Here is a 13,531-nt window from a genome sequence, read left to right as displayed (position 1 = left end):
GCAATGACAAGCTTATTCAATACCCTAGCCTGCTTCTACCGTCTCTTTTACAAGTGCCAAATCTCTCACCATAAGCTGCAAGCTTTGTTTGCCATTCCATTCATTAATATCTAGCTGAAATAACAAATGCACTTTTTCGGCGCGATAGTCCCAAGCGCTGCTATCAAAGTTAAAATAAATCGCCTCAATCGGATATTGCACTTCAGGATAACGCAACGACAGTTTAAGGTGCTTGTCTTTTAAGATTTTGAAGCTTAACACTTCAAATACACCATCAAATATCGGCGGTACAAACCCGTGACCCCAAATACTGGCATGTGCTAAATGCTCTGCGAACCATAAACTAAAATCGCCTGCCTGTAATGGCCCATCGGTGAATTTTTGCTCGGCGAATACTGTATTGTCCACCTCTGCCATGACTTCATTGAACGCCGTCACAAAACCATCAAAGTTGCTACGTTTGATAGTCAAACCTGCCGCCATCGCATGACCACCAAAATGACTGATTAAATTAGGATAGCGCTCCGCTACTTGCTCAATGGCATCACGAATATGTACGCCAGCAATTGAACGCGCTGAGCCTTTGATCGCATCATCATCTCCAGTACGCTCTGTATCCGCTGGTGCGAAAACGATACTGGGCAAATAATGACTTTCTTTTAAACGTCCAGCAACGATACCGATGACGCCTTGATGCCAATCGTCTTGATATAAAATAATACTACGCTTGCTAGAGCGGCTAGATTTGTTGTTAATAGGGCTACCAGAGTGAATAACTTGATTGTTATCTTTATCGTTGTCTGTATCAGCCGTCAATGCCTGCACAATGCCATCAGCTTGCGCGCGCATCTCGCCTTCTACCTGACGTCGCGTACGATTTAGCTGTTCAAGTTCTTGCGCTAGGCGCTGGGCAGTGCCCCAATCCTCAGTCAATAAACATTCAATACCGATACGCATATTGTCCATACGCCCAGCGGCATTAATACGCGGACCCAAAACAAAACCGAAATCTTGTGCATGTAATTGTTTAGGGTCACGACCCGCTTGCTCAAGCAGGGCTAAGATACCTATACAGCAGCGCCCTTGACGAATGGCATTTAGCCCATGATGTACCAAGATACGGTTATTCTTATCAAGCACGCCAACATCGGCGATCGTACCAAGTGCCACTAAATCTAAATATTGACTGACTTGGATGGTAGATTTGTCAGCTTCACGCCGTAGTTTTGCCAAACGTCCAAGTACATAAAACGCCACGCCGACCCCTACCAATGCTTTGCTGCTAAAATCACAATCGAGTTGATTAGGATTCACTACGGCCTCAGCAGGCGGTGTCTCTTTGGTCGTAAGGTGATGGTCGGTAATAATGACGATAATGCCCTCAGCCTGCGCACGGGCAACCCCTTCATGACTTGAGATACCATTGTCAACAGTAACTATCATATCGGGCTTATAAGTCTCAATACCCAGCTCGACAATCTCAGGTGTCAATCCATAACCATATTTGAAGCGATCTGGTACTAAGAAATCAACGACCGCGCCCATCTTGGTGAGCGCACGCATCATCAGCGCAGTACTGGTCGCGCCATCACAATCAAAGTCGCCAACGATAAGAATACGCTGACCTTCATCAATGGCGATATCTAATAAACGCACCGCTTCGGTAACGCCGTGCAACCTCTCAGCTGGTAGTAGTCCAGACAAACCCGTTTCAAGCTCATCAAGCGCAGTAATACCGCGCCCTGCATACAAACGTGCAAGCGTAAGCGATTGAGTAGCAAGGGGTTGCAAGGCAGAGGGCAGCTCGTCGATGCGAGTGCTGGTATAACGAGGGGTCAAATTTAGCATAGCCGTATTCTACTGGCTTTCACAAAGGGTCACAACGGGAATTTATAACGATTGAGTACATAATAAATAATTATAGCAATTTATACGCTTTAACTTGCCCATGCTCTTTAATGATTTTAACCCAAATTTATATTTCAGAATTTACGTTTTTACAAAAACTGTGCATAGTAAGTGTGTTTTTCTGCATTTTGATACAAAGCAATGATTGTAAGCTGACTATAAATCCATAAAATGGTAACCATCTGAGATATTTGTTATCTGTTAAACTTTTCATTTTTTATAAGGAAGCTTTATGAAAACCACTCCAGCAGCTGAAAAACTACCAAATACCATCGATCCAAACTTAGACTTAGAACAAGTCAAAAAAGAATGTAAAAAATTGGTCAAAAAGCGTGCCAAATACTCTGCTGGTGTAGCGGTCGTCCCTGTGCCATTTTTTGATGTTGCAGTTGATGCTGGTATGCTTACCCAGTTGTTACCTGAAATTAGCGAACGCTTTGGTCTGATTGAAGGACGTGAGTCAGCGGTAGATTTAGATTCACGGGCAATCCATTGGAGCGCTTTAAAAGATCGTACTGTTGATTTTGCAGGACTTATGGCAACGCGCGGTATTGTCAAAAAGACCGTACAAGGCTTCGGTGGTCGTATTGCGGCGAAACAAGTCACTAAGTTCATTCCACTTGGCGGTCAGATGGTAGCAGCTACGATGGGCTACATGATTTTCAAAAAAATTGCGACTGACCATATCAACGAATGCTACAAGCTGGCAAAAGATATTCAGAATAAACAACACGGTAAAAATGTTTAAAACCATTAGAGACTGTTGAATACTCAACTCACTGTAATGATGAAATAAAACCAGTTAAGATACTTTATCTTAGCTGGTTTTTTAGTTCTTAATCAGCCAAAATATATCGTTAGGCTTTATTAGTGATTCATAAATGCAGTCTAACGTGCCTCAATTTAGACCCTACTAAACACCTTGAAGGAACAATCATGAAAAAAACCCTAGCCTCAACTGCGCTTCTTGCTTCACTGACCTTGGCTGGATGTACAACAACAGGGACCAATACCAATGCAAACACTGCAATAGGTACCGCCAATGAAATCGGTATGAACGTGTTTAAAGCCGCTATTGACAACCAATGCCGTAGTCAAATTGAAAATCAAAGTGCTTGGCGTATTGCAAGCGCAGCTATGACTGAAACACAAGAAGAAGCGGTAAAAAGTAAGGTTTGTGGCTGCGTCAGTGAGCAAGCTCCGCAGCAAGTTACTATCGTTGAGTTAGGTAATGCTGCCATTGATCCTGCGTACCGAACACAGCTGGTCACACGTGTGGTTGCCAAATCGTTGCAGTCTTGCTACGCAAGCTTCACTCAATAAGTGTTCCATTCATTTAAGCAAAAAACCCAATGTGTTCTATCAATAAGCACATTGGGTGTTGGCAATGACTAGCGTTTAACCTCTCTAGCATCTGATACTTCTAACGTCTATTCTGTTTAGCTTTTACTGTCTAGTATTTATCAGCATCTGTAATTACCCCGTCATTACCTAAAGAAGCACCCATAGGCAAGACCCTAGACGGACGGAAATATTTAGAATGGCTGCTGATAATGTCGTTTACGCCATCGACTAAATCTTCAATCACATCATCATAAATACCATGATGCAGCTCAGTTTCAAACGCAGTAAAGGGATGCTTTCGCGCTGCGGCCCGCACATCTGTAATGCCTTCTTTGGTATAAAACATATTTACAGAGCCATCACTGTTCAACACGCAATTGAGCTCACCATTATCAATAGCCATGTCAATACGTTCAGGCGTAAAGATGTAATCTTCTACATCGAGCAGCTGTTTTTCTACTTCTTTTTTGAAGATGTCTTTAATATCCATCTGTCAAATACTCCTTTGTGTCTATTGTCAGTAAAACGGTCATAATCATAAATACAATCATGACCCAAACCGTGTCTTATTTTTTATATTATAAGATGTCTACTTTGTTTTTAAGACAAAAAATGTAATTGTGCGTTTGCAGTTGGTAATGGTGAAAGGCAGTCGTTAGCCTTGATATTAAAGTAGGTTTACAAATGTTAGCTTATAGAAGTCAGATGAGTTTAGTCAGTATATCTATCAAATAACAACTACATAAAAAAGGCGAGCTGCAAACCATGCAACTCACCTTTTTAAGTATTAATTTTAGTGCTAATTAATCTCTTTTACATCGTCAACTAAATCCAACCTTTCTCACGAAACGACTTTAATACCTCAATGAACACCGCCATCTCATCAGGTGTGCCAAGTGTTAGGCGGCTAAAACCTTCAATTGGTGGAAACTCGCGTCCGACCACAATGCCATGCTCTCGCATTCTGTCCATGTAGACTTTTACATTGCCTTTAACTTCATGAAAAATAAAGTTGGCTTGTGAAGGCAAATGATGCAGACCCAGCTCATCTAACGTCGCCTCAACCATTTCACGTGATTGATTAGTAATGCGTAAGCTGCGCGCCAAGAACTCTTCGTCATCTAGGGTCGCAATGACGGCCACTGCACCTGATAAATTGGTGTTATCTATGGACATAAAAGCTTCGATAGCAGCGGTCGTTTGCGGATTGGCAATGGCATAGCCCATGCGCATACCTGCCAGCGCACATAGTTTTGAGAAAGTACGAACGACGATCAGATTAGCTGATAGCTCTTGCTTTACCCACTCAACCCCACTCTCAAAACTTGGGTCGGTAATGTACTCTGAATAAGCTTGATCCAGTAAAAAATAGTGATTCGCTGGGGCATCTTTTATCCAGGCTTTTAGCTTGTCCGTTACAGTGATAGTTGCCGTTGGATTATTAGGATTGCAAAGATAAAACAAGCTGATGCCATCGAATTCATTAGCTGCTTTTTGCAGGTTGTCAAAATCTAAATCGTAATTGTTAGGCGTTAGTGGTACTTTTACGACAGACTCGCCGATAGAGAGTGCATACAATTCTGCATAAGCAAAAGTAGGATCAGGCACGATGACTTGAAATTGCTTGCCTGCTTTTAAAGCTTTGGTTTGTAGCATTTGCACGACGGCTCGGATATTTTCGCTGGAGCCGTTGCCTAGTGAGACCTGGCTTTCTGTTACGCCGTTGACCTCAGCAATTTTATTAATAAGAGCTGCGCGCTGATCGTCTGGATAACGAAACCCGATATCAAAAGATTCTAAGATAGCTTGTTTGGCAGAGTCTGCCATGCCAAGTGAGTTTTCGTTAGAGTTTAACTCTAGTAAGTTATAAGTATGCACAATGGATAATAGACCTGATTTGAAGGTGGGTGATGGGGTGAATGGGTGTCATATTAAGTGGCATTACATCTGATTACAAGGTTTCTTCCTATTGATTTATTTTAAAAAAATTGAGTGCTACTGGAAGCAATTTTACCTAGCTTCTAGAGTAACTAATATGGTCAAAAGAGCATTTTTTAGTTTTGAACACGCCATAAAAAAGGTGAGACGCAACTTATGCACCTCACCTTTTTCAATATTGATTGGTCCTGTTAAACGCACTAATCTTTTAAACCATTAATCACACCCAGCCCTTTTCACGAAATGACTTTAGTACTTTAATAAATACTGTCATCTCATCAGGTGTGCCAAGTGTTAAGCGGTTGAACCCTGTCACAGGAGGAAACTCGCGACCTACTTTGATGCCACTATCACGCATCCTATTGATATATGTGCGCAAATCTCCTTTGATTTCATGAAAAATAAAGTTGGTCTGTGAAGGTAAATAGCGAAGTCCAAGCTCGTCTAATGCTGCTTCAACCATCTGACGGGATTGTTTAGTTGTGCGTGAACTTAGCTTCAAAAAATCTATATCATCTAAGGTCGTAAGAGCAGCGACCGCACCTGACAAGTTGGTGTTATCCATAGACATAAACGCTTCAACAGCAGCGATAGCCTGCGGGTTAGAAATCGCGTAGCCCACTCGCATACCGGCTAAAGCATATAACTTTGAAAAAGTATGAATGACAATAAGGTTATCTGACAATCCTTGTTTTACCCACTCAAATCCACTTTCAAAGGTTGGGTCTGTCACGTATTCTAAGTACGCTTGATCCAATAAAAAGTAATGGTTGTCTGGTGCGTTACTTATCCAAGTTTTAAGCTTGGCCGTTGAGGTAATAGTCCCTGTCGGATTATTAGGATTACAAAGATAAAGTAAACTAATTCCATCAAACTCATCAGCAGCTTTTTGCAGATTCTGTAAGTCTAAATCATAATTTTCGGCCGTTAAAGGTATCTTGACTACCAAGGCGCCAATAGAATCTGCGTACATCTCAGCACAATCAAACGTTGGCACAGGAATTACCATTTGGAACTCTTTGCCCTCTTTAAATGCTTTGTGTTGCAGCATTTGAATGGTAGCTCGCATATTTTCAGTCGAGCCATTACCTAACGAGACTTGGTTTTCTGCCACATTATGCATAGTGGCAATTTTGTTAATGAGTGCAGCACGTGGATTGTCTGGATAACGAAAACCTGCACTTAAAGACTCCGTAACGGCCTGTTTGGCAGAATCCGACATGCCGAGCGAGTTTTCATTCGCGTTTAACTCCAAAAATTTATTATTATGCATAGGAACGATACGCCTAAATATCAGTGGAAGATAAAATCAAATTTGATGATTGATATCATATTAAGTGGCATTTGGTATGATTACAAGTTTTCTAGACCCCAAACATTAGTTATTAGTTATATTTCACAAAAATCTTTCTACTTTCAAGCATTTAGCAGCCAATAAAAAAGGATAAATTGCAAAGATGCAACTTATCCTTTAACCGCTAAATAAGACGGATACTCACTACGGTTTAAATAAACTATTAGATTAAATGCGCTTTTAACTCTAATACCTTATCCCTTGTTTTCGCTGCATCCTCAAACTTCAAATCACGAGAAAACTGCTTCATAAGCTTCTCAAGACGATTGATTTCTTTAGCCAGCAGATCAGGACTGCGCAAAATACTGATATCGACATCAGGCAGATGACTCTTAATTGGAATCACTTGATTGTCATTGGCATCCAAGCTTTCGCCCGTGTCAATCTTGTCCGTGATACTACGGCGCGCGCCTTTTGGTGTGATGTTGTGCTCAAGGTTAAAAGCAATTTGCTTATCACGACGACGATCCGTTTCGTCTATCGCCGCTTGCATACTGGGCGTAATACGATCAGCATAGAGGATGGCTTTACCATTTAAATGGCGCGCTGCACGACCAATAGTCTGAATGAGGGAGCGTTCAGAGCGCAAAAAGCCTTCTTTATCGGCGTCAAATATCGCAACCAACGACACCTCTGGCATATCCAAACCTTCACGCAATAAGTTAATACCGACCAACACATCGTGTACGCCAGTACGCAGCTCGTGAATAATTTGCATCCGTTCAACCGTATCAATGTCCGAATGCAGATAGGCAACTTTGACATCATACTCTTTAAGGTAGCTGGTCAGATCTTCTGACATACGCTTGGTCAACGTCGTAATCAGTACGCGTTCATCTTTTTCGCGGCGTTTGATAATCTCCGATAACACATCATCGACTTGCGTGAGCACGGGACGAATTTCAATCTCTGGATCAATCAAACCCGTTGGGCGCACCACTTGCTCAACCACTTGTTCGCTGTGCTCAAGCTCATATAACGCAGGCGTGGCACTCACATAAATGGTTTTGGGCTTGATACGCTCCCATTCTTCAAACTTCATCGGACGATTATTCATCGCACTTGGCAGACGAAAACCATAATTGACCAAGTTTTCTTTACGCGATCTATCGCCTTTATACATCGCGCCAATTTGCGAAACGGTCACATGCGATTCATCGAGGAACAATAACGCATCCTCTGGAATATAATCAAATAAAGTCGGCGGCGCCTCTCCTGAGGGGCGACCGGAGAGGTGCTGCGAGTAGTTTTCGATACCATTACAGTAGCCAAGCTGCTGAATCATCTCAAGATCATACTGGGTGCGTTCTTTGAGACGCTGAGCTTCAATCAACTTATTATTATCACGGAAATACTCTAAACGCGGCTCAAGCTCCTCGCGAATGGTATGACTGGCTGCTTCTAATTTATTACGAGGGGTTACGTAATGAGATTTTGGATAAATAGTGATGCGCGGTACGCTACGTACGGTTTTACCTGTCAAGGGATCAAACCATGTGATTTTTTCGACTTCATTGTCAAACAGATGCACACGCACAGCCAACTGCTCAGATTCAGCAGGATAAATATCTAATAGCTCACCGCGCAATCGATAAGTACCACGTCCAAAGTCTAATTCATTGCGTGTATATTGCATCTCGACCAGACGCTTAATGGTTGCAGTACGGTCTATCTTGTCTCCAACCACGACATGTAACAGCATCTTTAGATAGCTTTCTGGATCGCCCAAACCGTAAATACACGATACTGAAGCCACAATAATAGCATCACGGCGCTCAAGTAGCGCACGTGTCGCTGATAGACGCATCTGATCAATATGATCATTAATGGCGCTGTCTTTTTCGATAAAGGTATCGCTCGCTGCAACGTAAGCTTCAGGCTGATAATAGTCGTAGTAGCTGACAAAGTACTCAACCGCGTTATTAGGGAAAAACGCTTTGAACTCACCGTATAGCTGGGCAGCCAAGGTTTTGTTGTGTGCCATGATAATGGTTGGACGTTGGCATTCGGAGATGACCTTAGCCATGGTATAAGTCTTACCAGAACCGGTCACCCCAAGTAGCAACTGCTCATCCATACCCTTATCGATACCCTTGACCAGTTTTTCAATCGCTTGCGGCTGATCACCCGCTGGCTCAAAATCGGTGACCATCTCAAAGGCGCGACTTGATATTTGCGTCCCAGACGCATTGACACCAACGATTTCAGCTTCGCCTTGGAGCTGAGTGGCCAATTGGTTTAACTGACGCGACGAGCGCGGTTCAGGCATTCGCATAATGGCTTTCTTCCTCGTTAAGTTTAAAATAATATGGGGGTTAAACTGCTCTTTTTAAAGGATAATAGTAAGTTTTATCCTTAGTTATAGATAGCAGGTGTACTAACATTATGATTGAGCAAACTGTTAAAAATGGGCCTCGAAGTATCAACTTTCGACAGACTCATATTCGTTAATAGTAGATAGAGAAAATTTGAGCTGATAATGCTAGTCACAGTACCTTTAATTACGACCAAATTTACAAAGCTTTTCACGATTAACAAAGTCATTACACGACCACTTAATAAAGCATAACGCTTGAGGGTTCAATCATTCATGTAAACTGCTATCATCGTTTATGAATTGACTGGTAACACTCAAGCGAAGCGTTAGTCATTATCTTATTAATAGATTGTCACAAATCAATCGTCACAATCTTAGAATTATTTTTAGATAAAACACAAAGGCTAACGTGAGACAGCTGTTTAAGAAAATATTAATAAAGAACAATTCGTCTTAAAATTTTAAACTCAGCAAAATAAATTTAAATAATGGAGTAAAATATGAGAGAACGTTACGCAAGCGGTATTACTGATGATACAGCGAAAAAAATGGTAGATTTGCTAAACTCTAATTTAGCCAATTTGATCGACTTGAGCATGGATAGCAAACAGTGCCATTGGAATCTACAAGGTACTGGCTTTATCGGTGTGCATCAATTGTTAGATGACACCTACGAGCGTTTAACAGAAGCATATGACACTGTAGCCGAACGTATTGTTATTTTAGGTGGTAAAGCGAACGGTATCTCAAAACGTGTCGTTGAAGACTCTGTACTAGAGACTTACCCTACTGATATCACTGAAGTTGATCAGCATGTTCGTGAGTTGACCAATCGTTATAAGAAGATTGCAGAAGAGCTGCGCAAAGCCATTGATACTGCTGGAGAAGCTGGTGACGAAGATACAGCGGACTTATTTACTGAAGTCAGTCGTATTATCGATAAAGATGCTTGGTTCATCGGTGCTAACGCACCAAAAAAATAATATTTAGCATATAAGTATTATCTTAAAGTTAAAAGGGTCACTTTAAATAAGTGACCCCTTTTTTTATATCTACCTACTGAGCGTCAGAGATTCATTAATTCGTCATTCGTTGTGAGGCATTAGGAATGCGTTGTCACTCGTTATGAAAGTTATCAGAAATATCAAACAGCCTCACTATTCTCTAAATTCAAAACTTCAGCGTCAGGTACTGATAAGGTTAAAATAGCCTCTTGGAACAGTGGATTGGCTCGGAATTGATTTTCGATAGTTTCAAACTTACGAGCGAGAGATTCTTCGCGTTGATTGCCTGCAATATCTACTGCTGCCACCATAAATATTTTTTTGGGACCGACCCATTCCAAATGTAAATACGACACGCTATCGACATCTGGATGTTCAAGTAGTTTGCCTAGCACATAACGATGCATTTTATCAGAGACTTTATGGCCTACTAAAAAGTCACGGTTACGACTGATTAAAAATATGGCGACTGCGCCCAAAAGCAAACCAACAATGATAGAGCCAAGCGCATCCCAAAATGGCTGACCAGTATAGGCATGCATACCCATCGCAGCAGCAGCGACAACCAAACCGATCACAGCTGCCAAGTCTTCAAAAAACACGCCGCGTAGCGTTGGGTTCGACGTATCAACGACATAACCAATCGCACTTACATCAATTGCTTCACCATGTTTTTTACTTTGTAGATAAGCCTGTACTAATGAAAACCCCTCAAGTACAAAAGCGATCGCCAATATAATAAAACCAATGGTATAGTTGGTCTCACTCTCCGCTGCATTCCACTCAGTGATACCTGTATAAATAGATACAATAGAGCCTGCCATAAAGACACCAAAAGCGGCAATCATCGACCAGACATACGACTCTTTACCATAGCCCAAAGGATGACTTCTATCAGCAGGTTTCACTGCTTTTTTTTCAGCGACAATCAATAGTGTCCCATTGCCCGCATCTGCCCAAGAATGCGCTGATTCCGCTATCATCGATGCAGAACCAGTCATAAATGCCGCCAACGTCTTCGCAATAGCGATAATAAGATTTGCCCCAACTGCGATTAGTACTGTCGTCAGCGAACTTGAAGACTTATGCTCGGATGCAGAAGTATTATCATCAGACTTCCCAACACCGCGTGTGCGCGTACTTACTATGTTGGGATCATCAGTAGGATGGGATTGTAGGTTGGTATTGGGCGGCTCTAAACTCATACTAAACTCAATAAAACGATACGTGATAAGGCATGTGCACTTTATAGGAGCCATGCTGTTTATGGTAGGTAACAGCTTAGCTTAAAATAGGGCCTTGAAAATATCAGTAGCTTTTTAGTGAGTCATGTCAAAGGGCTTTGAGCTGAGGTATAGGCTTATTTAGGTTTACTGTTAGTCGTATTTTCTGGACTTTCAATCATGTTGTTAATATCGCAACTAGGACGTTGTGAGCTATCCATCCGCAAATTTTTACGCGCCAAACCTGCATCAAAGCGACACTGTTGCATAGAGTTTTTAATGTCAAGCGGTGGAACTGGATTGGGTTTGCCATTGTCATCGATAGCAACCATTGTGAAATAGCAGCTATTGGTATGCCGGATAGTACGTGCGCGCACATCCTCTGCCTCAACACGAATGCCTATCTCCATTGAGGTGGTACCCACATAGTTAACGCTTGCAGCAAAAGTGACCAGCTCACCCACATAAATGGGCTCACGGAACATCACTTGGTCAACAGAGAGCGTCACTACATAACTACCGCTATAACGGCTGGCGCAAGCATAAGCAACTTGGTCAAGCATTTTTAGCAGATCGCCACCATGCACATTACCAATGAAATTGGCCATATCAGGTGTCATCAGTACTGACATGTACAGCTCATGATTTAGAGGCGCTTTTTTGGCTGTTGACGAAGTGTTTAGTTGTGGCATAATCTTCCCGTTTCGCTATGAGCAGTTAAAAGTAGTATAGGTGATTTGCATTAGTGTAACGCAAACCACCTGTTTTGTGACAGCCCTTACCCTCATAACAATGTTTAACTTAATAACATTTATCACATGGAGCCAAATCAGTCTCCCATCCCCTATTAACCATTGAGACAGCACAATATCAGCATGCTACAATGCTAAAAGCAAGGTTATAAGAGCTTATATAAAGGGTAGTATATTCTTTATTTAACATGCTTTTATCTTGTATTGATAATAATTACAACACCATACAACTAGTCTCGATCAACCAGTTTCCCTCCCAGTTAAAAAGGATCTCCCATGAGTGAATTGCAATTGTCTGACCGTGTCAATAGCATCAAACCATCACCGACTCTAGCGATTACCAATAAAGCCAAAGAGCTAAAAGCGGCTGGCAAAGACATCATTGGCCTTGGCGCTGGCGAACCTGATTTTGATACGCCAGAGCACATCAAAAAAGCGGCCATTGATGCAATCAATGACGGTTTTACCAAATACACCGCTGTCGATGGGACACCAGAACTCAAAAAAGCCATCATCGAGAAGTTCAAGCGCGATAACGACATCAGCTATGAGCCAAATGAAATCCTAGTGTCAGTCGGTGGTAAGCAGTCTTTTTTCAACCTTGCTCAAGCCTTTATCAATCCAGGTGATGAAGTCATCATTCCAGCGCCATACTGGGTCAGTTATCCTGACATGGTTATCATCGCAGGCGGTAAACCTGTCATCGTCGAATGCCCAGCGTCGCAAGATTTTAAAATCACAGCTGAGCAGTTAGAAGCCGCCATCACGGACAAAACCAAACTATTGGTATTAAATAGCCCATCAAATCCAACAGGCATGATTTATACTTTGGATGAGCTAAAAGCCATTGCGGAAGTATTGAAGAAGCATCCACACGTCTATGTGGCCTCAGATGATATGTATGAGCACATTCGCTGGACGGGTGATAAGTTCTACAATATCTTAAACGCTGCACCTGAGCTAAAAGACCGCGCAATTATTTTAAACGGCGTCTCAAAAGCCTATGCGATGACAGGCTGGCGTATCGGCTATGCAGGTGGCCCTGCCAAACTCATCGGCGCAATGAAAAAAGTTCAGTCACAATCAACCTCGTGCCCCGCTTCTATCAGCCAAGTCGCCGCCGAAGCTGCTATTAGCGGTGACCAGAGCGTACTTGCGCCAATGGTAGAAGCTTTTGAGAAACGTTGTGATTTGGTCGTCAATGGTCTAAATGCTATTAAGGGCATTACTTGCCTGCGTCCTGACGGCGCCTTTTATGTCTATCCTGAAATCAAACCACTTATTAAAGCCGCTGGTCTGTCATCATGTACTGAGTTTTCAGCATGGTTATTAGATAAGGTTGGCGTAGCTGTCGTACCAGGTGACGCCTTTGGCCTTGGCGGCTATATGCGCATCTCTTACGCAACGGACGAAGCGACGCTAAAAGATGCCTTATCACGCATCGAAAAAGCAGTGGCTGATTTAGACGTTACTGAATAAATTGCAATGAACAGCTGGTTCCACTATTGCTTCTACAAAAAAAGCCGCTTATATACTCTATAGAGTGGCTTTTTCATGGTATTTTTTGATAAAAACCCTCTATCACATCATTAAAATGATAATTTTTACTAATTATGCAAAAAAAGGCTTGACGTATTTTTTATTTTTGCTAGAATACGCCCCACTTAGCAAGAACTCGTTAGAGGATTTCT

The 13,531-nt window shown here is 42.1% G+C and carries 11 protein-coding genes; 4 read left to right on the top strand and 7 right to left on the bottom strand.

The window, feature by feature from the left end:
* Window positions 1-24 precede the first annotated feature (24 nt).
* Window positions 25-1,848: a single-stranded-DNA-specific exonuclease RecJ gene (gene recJ, locus ACTXGH_RS02195; RefSeq protein WP_439260486.1), complete on the bottom strand. Its 1,824-nt coding sequence runs from the start codon at window positions 1,846-1,848 to the stop codon at window positions 25-27.
* Window positions 1,849-2,140: 292 nt separating this feature from the next.
* On the opposite strand from recJ, the gene ACTXGH_RS02190 reads away from it, so the two are divergent.
* Together ACTXGH_RS02190 and ACTXGH_RS02185 are read left to right on the top strand one after the other, a co-directional pair.
* The gene (locus tag ACTXGH_RS02190; protein ID WP_439260485.1) at window positions 2,141-2,656 is read left to right on the top strand and encodes a hypothetical protein; all 516 of its coding nucleotides are present in this window, start codon (window positions 2,141-2,143) and stop codon (window positions 2,654-2,656) included.
* Window positions 2,657-2,844: 188 nt separating this feature from the next.
* Complete coding sequence (locus tag ACTXGH_RS02185; RefSeq protein ID WP_439260484.1) at window positions 2,845-3,231, top strand: hypothetical protein; 387 nt, start codon at window positions 2,845-2,847, stop codon at window positions 3,229-3,231.
* 130 nt (window positions 3,232-3,361) lie between these two features.
* Here the strand turns inward: ACTXGH_RS02185 and ACTXGH_RS02180 are convergent, their stop codons facing one another.
* The 4 genes from ACTXGH_RS02180 to uvrB form a co-directional block, all read right to left on the bottom strand.
* A complete protein-coding gene (locus tag ACTXGH_RS02180; RefSeq protein WP_439260482.1) occupies window positions 3,362-3,742 on the bottom strand; it encodes a hypothetical protein in 381 nt (126 codons plus the stop codon).
* Between the two features lie 335 nt (window positions 3,743-4,077).
* Entirely contained in the window at window positions 4,078-5,130 is a 1,053-nt protein-coding gene (locus ACTXGH_RS02175) for a pyridoxal phosphate-dependent aminotransferase (RefSeq protein ID WP_439295883.1), read from the bottom strand.
* A 280-nt stretch (window positions 5,131-5,410) separates the two neighbouring features.
* Window positions 5,411-6,463: a pyridoxal phosphate-dependent aminotransferase gene (locus tag ACTXGH_RS02170; RefSeq protein WP_439260478.1), complete on the bottom strand. Its 1,053-nt coding sequence runs from the start codon at window positions 6,461-6,463 to the stop codon at window positions 5,411-5,413.
* 244 nt (window positions 6,464-6,707) lie between these two features.
* Window positions 6,708-8,819, bottom strand: a complete 2,112-nt coding sequence (gene uvrB / locus ACTXGH_RS02165) for an excinuclease ABC subunit UvrB (RefSeq protein ID WP_299216926.1) — start codon at window positions 8,817-8,819, stop codon at window positions 6,708-6,710.
* Window positions 8,820-9,361: 542 nt separating this feature from the next.
* Between uvrB and dps the strand changes: the two genes are divergently transcribed.
* Complete coding sequence (gene dps / locus ACTXGH_RS02160) at window positions 9,362-9,844, top strand: DNA starvation/stationary phase protection protein Dps (protein WP_439260476.1); 483 nt, start codon at window positions 9,362-9,364, stop codon at window positions 9,842-9,844.
* 161 nt (window positions 9,845-10,005) lie between these two features.
* Here the strand turns inward: dps and ACTXGH_RS02155 are convergent, their stop codons facing one another.
* Together ACTXGH_RS02155 and ACTXGH_RS02150 are read right to left on the bottom strand one after the other, a co-directional pair.
* Complete coding sequence (locus tag ACTXGH_RS02155) at window positions 10,006-11,070, bottom strand: cation diffusion facilitator family transporter (protein ID WP_439295884.1); 1,065 nt, start codon at window positions 11,068-11,070, stop codon at window positions 10,006-10,008.
* A gap of 155 nt (window positions 11,071-11,225) precedes the next feature.
* Window positions 11,226-11,780, bottom strand: coding sequence for an acyl-CoA thioesterase (locus ACTXGH_RS02150; protein ID WP_439295885.1), 555 nt, complete (start codon window positions 11,778-11,780; stop codon window positions 11,226-11,228).
* Between the two features lie 336 nt (window positions 11,781-12,116).
* On the opposite strand from ACTXGH_RS02150, the gene ACTXGH_RS02145 reads away from it, so the two are divergent.
* Window positions 12,117-13,319 carry a pyridoxal phosphate-dependent aminotransferase gene (locus ACTXGH_RS02145; RefSeq protein WP_439295886.1) on the top strand — a complete coding sequence of 401 codons (1,203 nt, stop codon included), beginning with the start codon at window positions 12,117-12,119 and terminating at the stop codon, window positions 13,317-13,319.
* Window positions 13,320-13,531 lie beyond the last annotated feature (212 nt).

Origin of the sequence: Psychrobacter sp. 1Y10, assembly GCF_052259005.1 — a bacterium.
GTDB lineage: Bacteria > Pseudomonadota > Gammaproteobacteria > Pseudomonadales > Moraxellaceae > Psychrobacter > Psychrobacter saeujeotis.
Note: the sequence above shows the minus strand (reverse complement) of the source record. Positions and strands in the feature narration are given on the sequence as shown.